The sequence below is a fragment of the Streptomyces sp. NPDC031474 genome (genome assembly GCF_055581185.1).
The window spans coordinates 225,023-240,864 of sequence record NZ_JBVIJX010000009.1; the positions used below are offsets into that span (position 1 = coordinate 225,023).

At 71.7% G+C, this 15,842-nt stretch carries 15 protein-coding genes, 2 tRNA genes and 1 pseudogene; 7 read left to right on the forward strand and 11 right to left on the reverse strand.

What is annotated here, in order from left to right:
* The first annotated feature begins 42 nt into the window (after positions 1–42).
* From ACZ5SK_RS20450 to ACZ5SK_RS20460, 3 genes are all read left to right on the forward strand, one after another.
* Positions 43–648, forward strand: a complete 606-nt coding sequence (locus tag ACZ5SK_RS20450) for a lytic polysaccharide monooxygenase auxiliary activity family 9 protein (RefSeq protein ID WP_334579612.1) — start codon at positions 43–45, stop codon at positions 646–648.
* Positions 649–737: 89 nt separating this feature from the next.
* The gene (locus tag ACZ5SK_RS20455; RefSeq protein WP_334579613.1) at positions 738–1,199 is read left to right on the forward strand and encodes a DUF3592 domain-containing protein; all 462 of its coding nucleotides are present in this window, start codon (positions 738–740) and stop codon (positions 1,197–1,199) included.
* Between the two features lie 40 nt (positions 1,200–1,239).
* A complete protein-coding gene (locus ACZ5SK_RS20460) occupies positions 1,240–2,943 on the forward strand; it encodes an AMP-binding protein (protein WP_361700841.1) in 1,704 nt (567 codons plus the stop codon).
* A 107-nt stretch (positions 2,944–3,050) separates the two neighbouring features.
* Here ACZ5SK_RS20460 and ACZ5SK_RS20465 read toward each other — a convergent pair.
* The 7 genes from ACZ5SK_RS20465 to ACZ5SK_RS20495 all read right to left on the reverse strand — a co-directional run bounded on the left by ACZ5SK_RS20465 (position 3,051) and on the right by ACZ5SK_RS20495 (position 8,419).
* Positions 3,051–3,124: transfer RNA gene (locus tag ACZ5SK_RS20465), tRNA-Lys, on the reverse strand.
* Between the two features lie 80 nt (positions 3,125–3,204).
* Entirely contained in the window at positions 3,205–3,963 is a 759-nt protein-coding gene (locus ACZ5SK_RS20470) for an IclR family transcriptional regulator (RefSeq protein ID WP_334579615.1), read from the reverse strand.
* 274 nt (positions 3,964–4,237) lie between these two features.
* Positions 4,238–5,014: an ectoine/hydroxyectoine ABC transporter ATP-binding protein EhuA gene (gene ehuA, locus ACZ5SK_RS20475; RefSeq protein ID WP_334579616.1), complete on the reverse strand. Its 777-nt coding sequence runs from the start codon at positions 5,012–5,014 to the stop codon at positions 4,238–4,240.
* Between the two features lie 10 nt (positions 5,015–5,024).
* Complete coding sequence (gene ehuD, locus ACZ5SK_RS20480; protein ID WP_334579617.1) at positions 5,025–5,675, reverse strand: ectoine/hydroxyectoine ABC transporter permease subunit EhuD; 651 nt, start codon at positions 5,673–5,675, stop codon at positions 5,025–5,027.
* Positions 5,675–6,397 (reverse strand): ectoine/hydroxyectoine ABC transporter permease subunit EhuC, encoded by a 723-nt coding sequence (ehuC, locus tag ACZ5SK_RS20485; RefSeq protein ID WP_399327236.1) that lies wholly within the window; start codon positions 6,395–6,397, stop codon positions 5,675–5,677. The genes ehuD and ehuC overlap by 1 nt, the downstream gene beginning before the upstream one ends.
* Positions 6,394–7,317 (reverse strand): ectoine/hydroxyectoine ABC transporter substrate-binding protein EhuB, encoded by a 924-nt coding sequence (gene ehuB / locus ACZ5SK_RS20490; protein ID WP_334579619.1) that lies wholly within the window; start codon positions 7,315–7,317, stop codon positions 6,394–6,396. Before ehuB ends, ehuC begins: the two co-directional genes overlap by 4 nt.
* Positions 7,318–7,438: 121 nt before the next feature.
* A complete protein-coding gene (locus tag ACZ5SK_RS20495; protein WP_334579620.1) occupies positions 7,439–8,419 on the reverse strand; it encodes a D-2-hydroxyacid dehydrogenase in 981 nt (326 codons plus the stop codon).
* A gap of 168 nt (positions 8,420–8,587) precedes the next feature.
* On the opposite strand from ACZ5SK_RS20495, the pseudogene ACZ5SK_RS20500 reads away from it, so the two are divergent.
* From ACZ5SK_RS20500 to ACZ5SK_RS20510, 3 genes and pseudogenes are all read left to right on the forward strand, one after another.
* Positions 8,588–8,795: pseudogene (locus tag ACZ5SK_RS20500) on the forward strand (maleate cis-trans isomerase family protein); the annotation flags it as partial.
* Positions 8,792–9,523 (forward strand): maleate cis-trans isomerase family protein, encoded by a 732-nt coding sequence (locus ACZ5SK_RS20505; protein WP_334579621.1) that lies wholly within the window; start codon positions 8,792–8,794, stop codon positions 9,521–9,523. The pseudogene ACZ5SK_RS20500 and the gene ACZ5SK_RS20505, both read left to right, overlap by 4 nt.
* 96 nt (positions 9,524–9,619) lie before the next feature.
* Positions 9,620–10,708 (forward strand): LLM class flavin-dependent oxidoreductase, encoded by a 1,089-nt coding sequence (locus ACZ5SK_RS20510; RefSeq protein WP_334579622.1) that lies wholly within the window; start codon positions 9,620–9,622, stop codon positions 10,706–10,708.
* Here the strand turns inward: ACZ5SK_RS20510 and ACZ5SK_RS20515 are convergent.
* On the reverse strand, positions 10,687–12,567 hold the full coding sequence (locus ACZ5SK_RS20515) for a putative bifunctional diguanylate cyclase/phosphodiesterase (RefSeq protein ID WP_468576397.1): 1,881 nt from the start codon (positions 12,565–12,567) through the stop codon (positions 10,687–10,689). The two genes, ACZ5SK_RS20510 and ACZ5SK_RS20515, sit on opposite strands and share 22 nt — an antisense overlap.
* 325 nt (positions 12,568–12,892) lie before the next feature.
* On the opposite strand from ACZ5SK_RS20515, the gene ACZ5SK_RS20520 reads away from it, so the two are divergent.
* A complete protein-coding gene (locus tag ACZ5SK_RS20520) occupies positions 12,893–14,188 on the forward strand; it encodes a M6 family metalloprotease domain-containing protein (protein ID WP_334581331.1) in 1,296 nt (431 codons plus the stop codon).
* A 123-nt stretch (positions 14,189–14,311) separates the two neighbouring features.
* Here the strand turns inward: ACZ5SK_RS20520 and ACZ5SK_RS20525 are convergent.
* From ACZ5SK_RS20525 to ACZ5SK_RS20535, 3 genes are all read right to left on the reverse strand, one after another.
* Positions 14,312–14,385 (reverse strand) — tRNA-Lys (locus tag ACZ5SK_RS20525).
* A complete protein-coding gene (locus ACZ5SK_RS20530) occupies positions 14,376–14,963 on the reverse strand; it encodes a bifunctional DNA primase/polymerase (RefSeq protein WP_334579624.1) in 588 nt (195 codons plus the stop codon). The genes ACZ5SK_RS20525 and ACZ5SK_RS20530 overlap by 10 nt, the downstream gene beginning before the upstream one ends.
* 117 nt (positions 14,964–15,080) lie before the next feature.
* Positions 15,081–15,449, reverse strand: coding sequence for a hypothetical protein (locus ACZ5SK_RS20535; RefSeq protein WP_334579625.1), 369 nt, complete (start codon positions 15,447–15,449; stop codon positions 15,081–15,083).
* Positions 15,450–15,842 lie beyond the last annotated feature (393 nt).

The window sequence follows — 15,842 nt, forward strand, 5'->3', positions numbered from 1 at the left end:
GCTCAGCTCAGTGAACTCCCCACGTTCTCCAGGAGCGACAGCATGCGCAAAAAGACCGGGCTCCACGCCGCCGTGCTGGGCCTCGCCACCGCCGGAGCGTTCGTGCTCTCGGCCGGCGGCGCCAGCAGCCACGGCTACACCGACCTCCCCATCAGCAGGCAGAAGCTCTGCCAGAACGGCACCGTCACGGGCTGCGGCGACATCCAGTGGGAGCCGCAGAGCGTCGAGGGCCCGAAGGGCTTCCCGGCGTCCGGCGCGGCGGACGGCCTGATCTGCTCCGCGAACAACACCCGCTTCGCCCAGCTCGACAGCCCGAAGACCCCCTCGGGCGGGGCATGGCCGACCACCAAGGTGACCGGCGGCCAGAGCTACACCTTCCGCTGGCAGTTCACCGCGATGCACGCCACGACCGACTTCAAGTACTACGTCACCAGGCAGGGCTGGAACCAGAACCACAACCTGGCCCGCTCCGACCTCACCCTCACCCCGTTCCTGACCGTGCCCTACGGCGGTCAGCGGCCCCCGGCCACCCTCTCGCACAGCGGCACGCTGCCGTCCGGGCTCAGCGGACGGCACATGATCGTCGCGGTGTGGACGATCGCCGACACGACCAACGCGTTCTACGCCTGCTCCGACGTCACGTTCTGAGCATCGCTTGAGCTCCTCCGGGGTCCCGCGCGGGTACGTTCCCTGCACGCCGACACGACCAGGTCGGCGCGGGAACCTCGGGGGAGCTCATGGAAGCCTTCTTCTACCTTGTGCCGTCGGTCATGATCGCCGGCCTGCTGCTCGGCGTGTTCCGGCTGGCTCGCCGCGCCCGGCGGGTCGCCCGGGCCTGGAGCGGCGGTCTCACCGCGGAGGCACGCTGTCTGCGGTCGTACACGACGACCAGCGGCGGCGGCGACACCACGGTCAGCACGACCCTGCACCACGTCTACGAGTTCACCACCCGCGACGGCCGCACCATCCGCTTCGAGGAGGCGAACGGCCCCGGGACGACCCTCGAGGGCGACATCGTCACTGTCCACTACGCGGCCGGTCACCCCGACGAGGCCACCGCCAAGGCCCCGGCCCCCGGCAGGCTCTTCGCCGAGTCGGGATGCCTGCTGCTCTTCCTCGGCACGGCCATCGCCTTCTGCGTGTTCTTCATGGTCACCGCCCACTGGATGTTCGCCGAGAGCGACGGCTTCATGCCGTAGCCCTCCACATCTGACGGTACGTCAACTACCGTGCGCGGCCATGGAGTCCACCGGGGATACCGTCGCCGAACTCGTAGCAGCACGGTGGGGCGACCACCGTCCGGGACTGTGGTGTGAAGACCCCGGGAAGCCGGTCCTCACCCACCACGAGGTCGCCGCCGGCGCCGCCGCGCGGGCGGCCATGCTGGCCGACCTGCTGCCGGCGGACGGCCCGCCGCACCTCGGGGTGCTGCTGGACAACACCCCGGAGTTCCCGCTCTGGCTGTCCGCCGCGGCCCTCGCCGGTGCGGCGGTGGCCGGGATCAACCCCACCCGGCGGGGCCCCGAACTGGCCCGGGACATCCTGCACACCGAGTGCCGCCTCCTCATCACCGAACACACCCACCTCCCCCTCCTCAGGGGCCTCGACCTGCCCGGGGTCCGGCTGCTGATCACCGGCACCCCGGAGTACGACGACCTGCTCGCGCCGTACACGGACGCCCGCCCCGACCCCTCCCGCGCCACCCCCGCCGACCGGCTCCTGCTCTACTTCACGTCCGGCTCGACCGGCGCGCCCAAGGCGGCCCTGTGCACCCAGGGCCGGCTGGCCGCCGCCGGACGCTCGCTGGCCGGGCAGTTCTCGGTCCGGCCGGACGACGTGCACTACGTCTGCATGCCGATGTTCCACGGCAACGCGGTGATCGCCGACTGGGCGCCCGCGCTGGCCGCCGGTGCGGGCGTGGCCCTGCGGCGACGGTTCTCGGCCTCCGGTTTCCTGGCGGACGTACGGCGCTACCGGGCGACGTACTTCACCTACGTGGGCAGGGCGATCCAGTACGTCCTGGCCACCGAGCCCGGCCCCGACGACCGGGACCACGCGCTGCGGCTCGGCTTCGGCACCGAGGCGGGGGCGGTGGACGCGGCGGCCTTCGAGCGGCGGTTCGGGGTGCGGCTGGTGGAGGGGTACGGCTCGTCGGAGGGCGGGGCGGCCGTGCAGTGGTCGCCGGGGACCCCGGCGGGCGCGGTCGGGAGGGCGGGGCCCGGGCTCGTCGTACTCGACCCGGAGACGCGCGCCGAGTGTCCGCCGGCCGAGTTCGACCCGGCCGGCCGGCTGCTGAACGGCGAGCAGGCGATAGGGGAGCTGGTCAACCGGGGTCCGAACCCCTTCGAGGGCTACTGGCGCAACCCGGCGGCGGAGGCGGAGCGGCGCCGGGAGGACGGCGCGTACTGGACCGGCGACCTCTTCTACCGCGACTGCGACGGCTTCCTCTACTTCGCGGGCCGCACTGACGACCGGCTCCGCGTCGACGGCGAGAACCTGGCCGCCGCGATGATCGAGAACATCCTCGCCCGGTACGAGGGCGCGGACGCCGTCGCCGTCTACGCGGTCCCGGACCCGGTGACCGGCGACCAGGTGATGGCGACGCTGGCCGGGAGCTTCGACCCGCTCGCCTTCGCCGAGTTCCTGCTCGCCCAGCCCGACCTGGGCACGAAGATGGCGCCCCGGTTCGTACGGGTCGTGGACCGGATGCCCGTCACCGCCACCAACAAGATCCATCGGGCGCTGCTGCGCAGGGAGGGCGTGCGCTGTGCCGACCCCGTGTGGTGGCGACCGCCGGGGGAGGCGACGTACCGAAGGCTGACCGCGGAGGAGGCGGAGGAGGCCGTGGGAGCCGGGCAGGCGGGGCAGGTGGGGCAGGTGGGACTGGCCGGGCGGGCGGGGCAAGGCGAAGGGCCCCTCGTGTCCACGAGAGGCCCAGTCTGAGGGGGTGTGGGTGGCGGAGCCCCCGCAAGGCGCGGCTTCGCCGCGCAAAACAAACGGTGGCGGCTTGCGTTCGCGCTTTCTGCGAACACAAGCCGCCACCGTCATCGTGCGCCGCCAGGGACTCGAACCCCGGACCCGCTGATTAAGAGTCAGCTGCTCTAACCAACTGAGCTAGCGGCGCATGACTCCCGCCCTCCGCCTTCGGCGGCTGGCGACGGAGAAAATACTACCTGGTCCGGGAGGGTGCTTCCGACCACCCCTTCAGATCGCGAGCGACAGCAGTACCGGCGCCGCGTTCCTGTTCAGGGCGTCGGCGGCCTGGCGGAGGCGGTGGGCGTGTGCGAGGGGCAGGGACAGGGCCAGACAGCCGGCCGTGGACCCCGCGGTGATCGGGACGGCCGCGCAGACCGTGCCGATCGCGTACTCCTGGAGGTCGAGCACCGGGACCGTGGGCGGCTGGGCCTCCAGGCGGGAGAGCAGCAGCTTGTCGCTGGTGATGGTGCGGGAGGTGAGCCGGGCCATCTTGTGCCGGGAGAGGTGGTCGCGCCGGCCGTTGTGGTCGAGCTGGCCGAGGATGCTCTTGCCGAGCGCGGTGGCGTGCGCGGAGTAGCGGAAGTCGACCCACTCGTGGACGGACGGCGTGGCGGGGCCGTCGGCGTACTGGGTGATCGTGACCTCGCCGTCGACGTACCGGCTGATGTAGACGGCGGCGCCGACGGAGTCGCGGAGCCGGTCGAGGGTGTGCTGGAGCTTGTCGCGCAGGGCCTGCTCGCGGTGGTGGGCGGAGCCCAGCCGGGTGAGCGCGTCGCCCGTGACATATGCGCCGTCGGCGATCTGCTCGACGTAGCCTTCGCGGCGCAGCATGCGCAGGAGCGTGGTCAGTCGCTCCGCGGTGAGGCCGCTCTGGCGGGAGAGTTCGGCGTCGGTGACGCCGGTGGAGTGCCGCGCCACCGTCTCCAGGACGCGCAACGCTTCCTGGGCCGAGTGGTACGGCGCGGTCGGCTCGTGCTTCAGCGCCACGGTTTCCCCCCTGGTCGCTTTCTGGCCGTGATCCGTGATCTGTGATCTTGACAGTGATCCTGGCAGCGTGATCCTGACAGCGAATCACCTTCCACGATAACGGCCAAGAGGCCGGGTGGGAGGGGTTGTTGGCGAGAATGTGTTGCACTTACGACTCGCCGAACTGCGGCACTGGCCCGCTGGCATATGCCCATGTCATGAACCGCCGCCCGGACCAGCGCTCTCACCCACCCGGCCGCACCGCACCGGCGTCACGGCAACGGCCGCACCGGCGTCACAGCACCGCGCTCAGGAACTCCCGCGTCCGTTCCTGCTCCGGCGAACCGAAGATCTTCTCCGGCGGGCCCGACTCGATGACCCGGCCCGCGTCGAACATCAGGACCTGGTCGGAGATGTCCCGGGCGAAGTTCATCTCGTGGGTCACACAGAGCATCGTGATGTCGGTGGTGCGGGCGATGTCCCTGAGCACGTCGAGGACGCCCGCGACCAGCTCGGGGTCGAGCGCCGAGGTGACCTCGTCCAGGAGCAGCACCTGCGGCCGCATCGCCAGCGCCCGCGCGATCGCCACCCGCTGCTGCTGCCCGCCGGACAGCTGGGTGGGGCGGGCGTCGGCCTTGTCGGCGAGGCCGACCAGGTCCAGCAGCTCCCGGGCGCGCTCCTCGGCCTCGTCCTTGGACAGGCCGAGGACGGTCACCGGGGCCTCGGTGACGTTCCGCAGCACGGTCATGTTCGGGAACAGGTTGAACTGCTGGAACACCATCCCGATCTTCTTGCGGACCTCCCGGATCTGCTTCTCGGGGGCCGGGAACAGCCGCTCCCCGGCGACCGTGATGGTCCCCTCGTCGGGCTTGGTCAGCGTCATCAGCAGCCGCAGGATGGTCGTCTTGCCGGAGCCGGACGGGCCGATCAGCGTCACGTGCTTGCCGGACTCCACGGAGAAGTCGAGCCGGTCGAGCACGGTGTTCGACCCGAACCGCTTGCTGACCTGCTCCAGACGGATCAGCTCGCTGCCGTCCACCGGCGGATTGGCGCCTGCGTCGGAATCTTTCATCAGATGGGTGTCAGTGGACAAGACGTCGCTCCAGGGCTCGCAGAAGAAGGGAGGCCAGGTAGGAGATGAGGATGAAGGCCACGCCGATCACGGTCAGGGGCTCGGTGAACTGGAAGTGCTCCTGGGAGAAGAGCCGCGCCTGCCCGAGCATGTCGAGGACGGTGATCGCCATCAGCAGCGGCGTGTCCTTGAGCATCGCGATCACGTAGTTGCCGAGTGCCGGGACGACCCTTCGGATCGCCTGCGGCAGGATCACCACCCGCCAGGTCCGGCCGGCCGGCAGGTTCAGCGCCGTCGCCGCCTCCCACTGCCCGGCGGGCACCCCCTCGATGCCGGCCCGGTAGACCTGCATCGTGTACGTCGAGTAGTGCAGGCCGATCGCGAAGACGCCGGTCGTCAGCGCCGAGAAGGTCAGACCCCACTCGGGCAGCACGTAGAAGAGGAAGAACAGCTGCACCAGCAGCGGGGTGTTGCGCACGAACTCCGTGACGACCCCGACCGGCCAGCGCACCCAGCGCGTGGGCGTGCGCATCAGCAGCGCCCAGACCAGCCCGAGGGCGAAGGAGATCAGCGAGCCGAGGGCGAGGGCCTGCAGGGTGACCAGCAGCCCGTCCCAGAAGTGCGGCATGAAATCGGCGACCGCGCCCCAGTCCCATGTCATCAGGAACCTCCTCCGACTCCGACGCCCACCCCGGCGCTGACCGGCCCGGGTTCCGTGACGACCTTGCGCGTGGGCGCCTTGCCGACGCCCGCCTTCAGCCGCTTCTCGAGCCCCCGCATCACCCGCGTCAGCAGGAAGGCGATCACGAAGTAGATGAGCAGCAGATACGTGTAGATCTCCGCGCTCTCCTGCAGCGCGAGCCGCACCAGGTTCCCGCTGAACGCCAGATCGCCCATGCCCATGACCGACACCAGGGCGGTGCCCTTGAGCAGCTCGATCAGCAGGTTGGAGAACGGCGGGATCATCTCCGGCACCGCCTGCGGCAGCAGGATCAGCCGCATCCGCTGCCAGGGCGTGAAGCTGAGCGCGATCCCGCCCTCCTGCTGCGCCGGGTCGACGGCCTTCAGCGCACCGCGCACGATCTCCGAGCCGTACGCCCCGTAGGTCAGGCCGAGCGCCAGGGTGCCCGCCCACATCGGCACCAGCTGCCAGCCGAAGGCCGGGGGCAGCACGAAGAACACCCAGAAGATCATCACCAGCGCCGAGGTCCCGCGGAACACCTCGGTGTAGAACCCCGCGAGGAAGCGCACGATCCACAGCCGGTGGGTGCGCGCGACACCGGCCACGAAGGACACGGCCGCGGCCAGCAGCGCGCTGAGGACCAGCAACTGGACGGTGGTCCAGATCCCCTTGAGGACGAGTTCCCAGAGCCCGGTGGTCATGACGCCTTCCCCCCGCCGCACAGCTGCTTCGCGGTCAGACCGGTCATCTCGGCCTCGGTGAAGCCGAACGGCTTCAGGACGCGGGCCAGCTCGCCGCTCTTCTTCAGCTTGTGCAGCTCGACGTTGAAGGCGTTCCGCAGCCGGGTCTCGGTGAGCCGGAAGGCGAAGGCGCCGCCGTCGACGGTCGGCTTGCCGTCGATCACGGCCGCGAAGGGCTTGGTCGCCTCGGTCCTGCGGGACTTCTTCACCACGTCGCGGGTGGTCACGGCCGTGCCGGCGAACACGTCGACCCGCCCGGCCTCCACGGCGTTCAGCCCGGCGACCTGGTCGGGCACGATCAGGATGTCGCTCTCCTTGTAGCCCGCCGCCACCGCGTGCTGGATCTGCGCGTACCCGGTGCCGGTGGCGAACTTCGCCCTCTTCTTCACGACGTCCTGATAGGTGTCCAACCCCTTGGGGTTGCCCTTGCGCACCACGAACGAGTCGAGCATCTGGTAGTCGGGGTCGGCGAACAGGACCTGCGCGCAGCGCTCGGGGGTGACGTACATCCCGGCGGCCACGACATCGAACTGCTGTGAGTTCAGCCCCGGGATGAGCGACCCGAACTCGGTGGGCACGGCCTGGACTTTGTCCACGCCCAGCCGCTTGAAGATGACCCTGGCCAGCTCCGGCGCCTCGCCGGTCAGGTCGCCGTCCTTGTCGATGTACCCGAACGGGATCTCACCCGCGATGCCCAGCCGGACGACACCGGCCGCTTTCAGCCGGTCGAGCAGGTCGCCGCCGTTCGCGGTCGACGCGGTCGCCACACGGGAGCAGCCGGCGGCGCCCAGCACGCCGACCGCCGCTACCCCCGCGAGCAGCGACCGGCGTGTGGTCTCAGGTGTGCGTTCGCGTTCGCGATGTTCCAGTGGTGGAGCCATGGCGGCGCGGCTACCCCGGACCATGCGACTTATGCGGCCCGCTTTGAGCCCCGTTCCCGGCCCCGGCGATCACCTGCGGCGCGGCCCGGGGTTCGCTTCCGCCCTCCCGGGAGCGGGGACGTCAGTGTCCGGGAACGTACCCGCGCTGCTTGTCGACCACGTTCTTCAGCGGCCGGCCGGCCGCCCACCGCTCGAACAACTCCACGAACTGCGCGCCGAGCTCGTCCCGCCAGCCGACCGTGTCGCCGCTCATGTGCGGCGAGATCAGCAGTCCCGGCACCTGCCAGAGCGGACTGTCGGGAGCGAGCGGCTCGGCAGCGAGGACGTCCAGCGCCGCGCCCGCGATCCACCGCCGCTGAAGCGCCCGCACCAGCGCGTCCTCGACGACCAGTTGCCCGCGGCCGACGTTCACGAAGCAGGCCGACGGCTGCATCACGCCGAACAGCGGGGTGTCGAACATGCCGTGCGTCTGCTCGGTGAGCGGGGCGGCGGCGATGACCCAGTCGGCGCGGGCGAGGAGCCGGTTCAGGTCGTCCGGGCCGTGGATGCCGGTGCGCGGGACCCGGCCGACGACGGCCGTGGTCATGCCGAGCGCCTTCAGCACGCGGGCGATCTCCCGTCCGATCGGCCCCGACCCGACGACGACGGCCCGCGTCCCGGCGACGCGTCGGCTCTCCCGGTGCCGCCACTCGCCGCGCTGCTGGAGCTCCCATGTGCGCGGCAGGTCCTTCGCCATCGCCAGGACCAGCGCGGCGACGTACTCGGCGATCGGCTGGTCGAACACCCCGCGGGCGTTCGTCACGACCGTGTCCGACGCGGCCAGTTCGGGGCACATCAGGTGGTCCACGCCCGCGCTCGCCGTGTGCACCCAGCGCGGCCGGGGCCCCTCCCCGGGCCAGGCGGCGCGCACGGCGTGCGAGGTGAAGTCCCACACCAGCAGGACGTCCGCCGTCGGCAGGCGCGCGGCGAGCGAGGCCTCGTCGGTGTGCAGCACCCGGGCCCGCCCGGTGAGCCGCCCGAGCCGGGGCAGCGGCTCGGCGTCCAGGACGAGCACGGTGGGCACAGACGCGGCGGTGGAGGCGGAGGCGGGGACGACGGACATCCGGTGCCGCCTCCCTCCGGGTCTTCGTCGCTGGTGACCACGTGTCTGACGTGCACGGATTGACCACGTTCGCACCCGAACCCACCGTCGTCAACAAGGCCGCGCCCACGGCTCGTTGTCCCCGGCTCCCAGGCCGACCGATACGGCCTGCGACGGCATACCCCATCGGAGGCCGAACTGCGCATACCGGTCATCTCGGCCAACCAGGTGATCATGTGGGCGGCGCTGCGCCGACTGGGTACCCGAGCGGTGGGACCGTAGCGAGCGCTGCCGGCCGCATCGGCGCGCGTGGTCCCCCGTACTGCGGGAACCCCCCGTACTGCGGGCACCCCCGGTACCGCCGGAAGAAGAGCAGCAGCAGGAAGGCTGGACATGACCGCACTCGGTTTCCTCTACCCGGGCCACTCGGCCGAGGACGACTACCCCCGTATCGAGCAGCTCCTGGGCAGCGACATCCGGCTGGACCTGGTCCACACCGACATCGGAGAGGACGCGCACCGGGTCGACGTGCTGCGGCAGATGGGAGCGCCCGAGCGGCTGGCGGACGGCGTCGGGCAACTTCGGCTCGCGGGCGCCGAGGCGATCGTGTGGGCCTGTACCAGCGGCGGCTTCGTGCACGGCTGGGAGGGCGCCCAGGAACAGGTGCGCACCCTGGCCACGACGGCCGGGATGCCGGCCTCCTCCACCTCGTTCGCCTTCGTGCACGCGGCCCAGGAGATCGGCGCCCGACGGGTCGCCGTCGGGGCGACGTACCCGGACGACGTGGCCGGGCTGTTCGCCGGGTTCCTGCGGGCGGGGGGCGTGGAGGTGACCGCCCTGAGCAGCGCCGGGACCATCACGGGTACCGAGGTCGGCACCTGGGACGAGTCCCAGGTCCTGGCCCTCGCCCGACAGGCCGACACCCCCGACGCCGACGCGGTCCTGCTCCCCGACACCGCCCTGCACACGGCCGCCCACCTCCCCCGCCTGGAGAAGGAGCTCGGCAAACCGGTCCTCACCGCCAACCAGGTCACGGTCTGGGAGGCCCTGCGCCTCGCCGACCGACGCGTGAACGCGCCGGGCCTGGGTGCGCTGTTCATCCGGGAGCCGATCGTGCAGGTGTGACGCCGTGAGCCGCCGCACCCGGACCCGGGAATAAACGGGGACACCCTCCTGTTAGCGCGGTGAGGACAGGGCACGGTCGACAACAGGAGGAACCCCGTGGCGGTAGACGAGATCCGAGGCGCGGTACTGGGCAGTGCCCCGACCCCCCTGTCGGTACTGGACCTGGTCACCGTCGGCTCCGGTCGTACCGCCACCGACGCGCTGCGCACCAGCGTCGAGCTGGCGCGGTTCACCGAGTCGCGTGGCTTTCTGCGCTACTGGGTCGCCGAGCACCACTCGATGCCGGGCGTCGCCTCCTCCTCGCCCGCGGTGATCCTCGCCCACCTCGCCGCCCACACCGACCGCATCCGGCTCGGCTCGGGCGGCGTCATGCTGCCCAACCACGCGCCCCTCGTCATCGCCGAGCAGTTCGGCACGCTGGAGGCGCTCGCGCCGGGCCGCGTCGACCTCGGCCTCGGCCGCGCGCCGGGCACCGACGGCGCGACGGCCGCCGCCCTGCGCCGCACCGAGCGGCTGCACGAGGGCGCCGACGACTTCCCCGAGCAGCTCGCCGAACTCACCCGCTTCCTGGACGACGACTTCCCCGACGGCCACCCCTACCGCCGGATCCACGCGATCCCCGGCCCCGTCCAGGGCACGGCGCCCGGTGGGGTGCAGTCGGCGCACCGGCCGCCGATCTGGCTGCTCGGCTCCTCCGGCTTCAGCGCCCGCCTGGCCGGAATGCTCGGTCTGCCGTTCGCCTTCGCGCACCACTTCTCCGCGCAGAACACCGTCCCGGCCCTCGATCTGTACCGGGAGTCGTTCCGGCCGTCCGCGGTGCTCGCCGAGCCGTACGCGCTGATCGGCGTCTCCGTGCTCGCCGCCGACGACGAGCGCGAGGCCCGCCGGCAGACCCTGGCCATGGGCCTCAACATGGTCCGTCTGCGCGGCGGCCGCCCCGGTCTGTTCCCCTCGCCGGAGGAGGCGGAGGCGCATGAATTCAGCCCCATGGAGCGGGAGTTCGTCGACTCCTGGACCGCGAACATCATCCAGGGCACGGCCGACGAGGTCCGCACCGGCCTCGACGACCTCCACAAGCGCACCGGCGCCGACGAGTTGATGCTCACCAGCCACGCCCACCGCGGCGAGCTGCGCCTGCGCTCCTACGAACTGATCGCCGACGCCTACGGGTTGCCGACCGCGTAGGACTCGGTGCCGGACCCGGTGCCCGACACGGTTCCGGATGCGGTGCCGGACTCGGTACCCCGCAGCTCGGAGATACGATCCGGCGACACCGGACGGGAGTACAGCCACCCCTGCCCGGTGTCGCAGCCGATGCTGCGCAGCCGGGTAGCCTGCGCGGAGGTCTCCACGCACTCGGCGGTGACGGTCAGCCCGAGCCGGTGGGCGAGGTCGATCATCGCCTCGACGACGACCTCGTCGGCCGGGTTCGGCGCGGCGCCCGCACCCTCGTACTGGAAGCCGCGCACGAAGGACCCGTCGAGCTTGAGCACCGACACCGGCAGCCGGCTCAGGTAGGCGAGGTTGGAGTAGCCGGTGCCGAAGTCGTCGATGGCGATGCCCACACCCATGTCGCTGAGCGCCTGCAACGCCTGCAACGGCCGCCCCGCCGAGCCCATCACGGCCGACTCGGTGAGCTCCAGCTGCAGCAGATGCGGGGCGAGCCCGGTCTCGGCGAGGACCTCCGCGACGTCCGCCACCAGGTCGGAGTCCCACACCTGACGCACCGCCACGTTGACGCTGACGAACAGCGGCGGCTCGTCCGGGTTGTCCAGCTGCCACTGCCGCGCCTGGCGGCACGCGGTGGCCAGAATCCATCGGCCCAGCGGCACGATCGAACCGTCCTCCTCGGCCAGCGCGACGAACCGATTCGGCGGCAGCAGCCCGAACCGGGGGTGATCCCAGCGCACCAGCGCCTCCACCCCGTGCAGCCGGCCGTCCGACATGCCGACCAGCGGCTGGTAGTCGAGGCGGAACTCACCGCGCTCGATGGCCGGCCGGAGCGTGGACGCCAACGCCTGGCGGGTCATCAGATGCGCGTTGCGCTCCGGGTCGAACAGCGTCCAGCGGTCCTTGCCGTCCACCTTCGCCCAGTACAGGGTCGTGTCGGCGGCCTGCATCAGCCCGGTCGCGGTGGTGCCGGCCGCGTGCCGCTCCACGACCCCGATCGACGCGGACACGTTCAGCCGGTGTCCGGCCAGGTCGAAGGGGGCCTGGAGCGTCTTGAGCACGGACTCGGCGAGATCGGCGAGCTGCTCGGTGCCGGTGGAGTCCTCCACGAGCAGCGCGAACTCGTCGCCGCCCAGCCGGGCCACCAGCGGCACGCTCGGCCTGGTCCGCCCGGCCTCCTCGGCACACGCGGTCAGCCGGTCGGCCACGGCGGCCAGCAGTCGGTCGCCGACACGGTGACCGAGGGTGTCGTTGACGGCCTTGAAGCCGTCCAGGTCCAGGTAGCACAGGCCGATCCGGCCGGTCCCGCTCTGCTCGTACGCCTCCGCCTCGAGCGCGGCGGAGACCCGCTCGAAGAACAGGGTGCGGTTGGGCAGCCGGGTCACCGGGTCGTGCATCTGCAGGTGCCGCAGCCGCGCCTGGAGGTCACGGTGCGCGCTGACGTCGGCGATCGACAGCAGCACGCCGGGCGTGTCCGCGTCCAGCGGGGAGACGGTGACCTGCGCCCACAGCGAGCGCCCGTCGGGCTGCTTCAGCCGCCGGGTGCAGCGCAGTTTCGCCTGCCGGCCGCGCAGCACCTCGCGGTAGGCGTGCCAGGTCCGGGCGTCGGAGGCCAGGTCCAGCAGGTCTGAGGCGACCCGCCCGACCAGGCCCGCGGCGTCGCCGAGCAGTGCGCCGAGCGCGTCGTTGGCGTCGGCGATGAGACCCTCGCGGTCGACCACGGCCATCGCGAGGGGTGCTGCCTCGAAGACGGAACGGTAGGCCGGAGGCCGGTGACCCCGGGGCCCGCTGTCCGTACTGTTGATGTCACTCTCTGTGACGGCTGACCGGTCGAGGTCTGCCGCGGGCGTCGGCCCTTCGGACGTTCCGCTCACCGCTCGCTCCCGCAGTGCACTCGATCTCTGTCCGTGCAGGAAAGTCTGCCGATCATAGAGGCTGCCCCCGGACCCGCGCAGCCACTGCCCAGTGTCCCGGAACAACCCACCCTTCTGACAGATCGTTTCTGCCCGCACCTGGCCCGGTTCTGCGGTCGGGCGACCGCTTGTGACGTTCCGTGAGAATTCCGGGGGTGTCGGGGTGATGCCCGCTTTCCGCCGCCTCACTCGTCTGGGGCAGACAAACAGGGCGTAGTACTACAAATTCACACAGGCTGGGTGGCGGTGTCCCGTGAACCGCCCTCGGAGGTCTGAAGTGCCGCGACTGCCGCGACGTCCGCGACCGTTCCCGCCGCTCCCGCGCCCTCGACTGCGCAGTACCACGGCCGTGTTCACCACCCTCTCGGCGCTCGCGGCGACCTCGCTGGTCAGCGGCCCCTCCGTCGCCGAACCCCTCTCCGTGGCCCCCTGCGCGCTGCCCCGCACCGCCGCCCACCACTCCGAGGGCGTCGACACCTGGAACACCGCCTACCCCCGCCCCGTCCGCTCCCTCGACGCGGTGATGGTCTTCCTGTCCTTCCCCGACCGGCCCCCCACGACCTCCCCCGCCGAACTGGCCGCCGACCACTTCCCGGCCACCAGCCGCTTCTTCCAACAGGCGTCCTACGGCAGATTCACCCTGCGCCCGCACCCGCAAAAGCGCTGGATCCGCATGCCGAAGCCGTCCACCGCCTACGCCATACAGCGCGACTGGCGGGCCGAGAGCCGGGCCGCCTACCTGCACGACGCGCTGGCCGCCGCCGACCCTCAGGTCGACTTCTCCCGCTACGACATCGTCTACTTCGTGGCCGACCCGGACGCGCCCGGCGTCGACTCGGACGCGACGAAGGTCGTCAACCTGGACACCCCGCTGACGGCCGACGGCACGGACATCAGCCGCATCGTCACGGTCTTCGAGAAGCATCCCCCGGACCGTCTCGTCCTCGCCCATGAGACCAGCCACGTCTTCGACCTGCCCGACCTCTACCACCGCCCCGCCGACGGCAAGGGCGACTGGGACACCTACGTCGGCGACTGGGACCTGATGGGCAGCCAGTTCGGCCTCGCCCCCGACCTGTTCGCCTGGCACAAGTGGAAGCTGGGCTGGCTGGATCCACGCCAGGTGGTGTGCGTGCGGGGCCCCGGAACGGCCCGGCTGACCCTGGAACCCCTCGGCGCCGGACCGGGCGTGCCGGTCGCCCGCGCCTCCGGGGCGCCGGCCTTCGGACTCGGCCACGGCGTCAAACTCGCGGTCGTGCGCACCGGCCCCGACAGCGTGCTCGCCTTCGAGGCGCGCGACCCGGTGGGTGTCGACGGCGCGGCCTGCCGCTCCGGCATCCTCGTCTACCGCGTCAGCGGCGACGCCCGCTCCGGCCGCGGCCCCGTCGAGGTGATCGACGCCCACCCCAGTACCGAGGCCTGCTGGGAGAACTCCGTCTACCCACCCCTCGCGGACGCCCCGGTCGCCCTCGGTGAAAGCTTCACCGTGCCGGGCGACGGGGTACGGGTGGACGTGGAAGGGCGCACGGCGTCGGGGGAGTGGACGGTGCGGATCACACCGGCGGCGCCACAGGAACCGTAGGAATCATAGGAACCGTGGGAGCCATCGGAACCGTGGGAGCCATAGAAACGGTCCTGCCCGGGAACGGGCGAAGAGGGTACACGCGAAAGGCCCCTCGCTTTCGCGAGAGGCCTTTGCCGTCTGTGCGCCGCCAGGGACTCGAACCCCGGACCCGCTGATTAAGAGTCAGCTGCTCTAACCAACTGAGCTAGCGGCGCCTGCTGACGTCGTAGACCTTAGCATCCTGCTCGGCGGGAGGTGAAATCGATATCCGCACGGCCGAACGGGCCGCCCGGACGGCCGCCCACAGCAGGATCTCGGGCCCCGGAAGCCACGGCTGACGCGTGTCCGGAGCGACCATCCAGCGCGTCGAGGCACCCTCGCGGGCGGGGGTCAGCGCGGGCACGGTCACCGCGTCACCGGTGCCGTGGCACAGCAGCGGCGGCACGGTGCCGGCCCGGCCGTCCGGCCGGCCGTCGGCGCTCCACTCCTCCCACTCCAGCAGCGAGGGCAGCCGCTGGGCCGTCCCCGGCGCCGAGAACAGCAGCGTCCGCCCGCGGAACGCGGCCACCGGACCGGAGCCCGGCCCCTCGCTCCACAGCCGGTCCAGCATCAGCCGCCCGAACATCGCCGGCGCGCTGACGATGTCGAACACCGAGCCGCACGGCAGGACCGCCGGGGCGTGCGGCCGCTCCTCCCAGAGGGCGAGCGTGCTGCGCGGATACGTTCCGGCGGAGGCCAGCCAGGCGGCGCCGTCCGGGGTGACACCGATGGGTTCGTCGCAGGGGCTGCTCATACCGCACAGGTCTACCGGTGGTGAGCGGCCGATCCCGCAGGGTTGCGGGAAACTGGCACGGACAGCGACCGGAGGGGGTATCGTGCCCGCCCGGCATATGCCAGACGGGACTTGCCCTCACACGGGGTCGACGTGCCCCCGCCCCTCGGCGTCGCCCCTCAGCAGATCCCGGCCGAACTCGACCATCTTCTTCGCGTAGTCCTCGGTCCACTCGGCGCGCTCGGCGATGTCCGCCGCCGTCAGCCGGTCGAAGCGGCGCGGATCGGCGAGCTGCGCCGCCGCCATCGCCTGGAACTCCACCGCCCGGTCGGCCGCCGCCCGGAACGCGAGCGTCAGCTCCGTCGCCCGCGCCAACAGAGCGGCCGGATCGTCTATCGACTCCAGGTCGAAGAAGTGCTCCGGATCACCGGCTGCCTCGGCGGGCTCGAAGAGCAGGGGCGCGGGGCGTAGCCGCTGTTCGTTCCGACGCGGCGTGGGCTCCGCCATGTCTTCGCCTCCTCGTACGGTTCGGATGCGGACCACCTTCCATTGTCCCCCGGTCGCGCAAGAGGCCCTCGCCTCGCCCTCTCAAGGCCCCCGACCGCCTCGATGTTCCCGCCCGCATCACCCCTTCCGGCGGATTGGCCGGAGCTGCGCTGATCGCCCGCCGGGCGGGTGACGGAGGGGCGGTCAGGGACGCCAGATCACCCGATGCTCCGCCAGATGCGCCAGCACCGCGTGGTTCGCTTCCCAGCCGTCCGGGGCTGTAACCATCGGCCGCCTCCAGCGGCGGGCCGGCCTCCGTCCGGCGGATTGGCCGGAGCTGCGCTGATCGCCCGCCGGGCGGGTGACGGAGGGGCGGTCAGGGACGCCAGATCACCCGATGCTCCGCCAGATGCG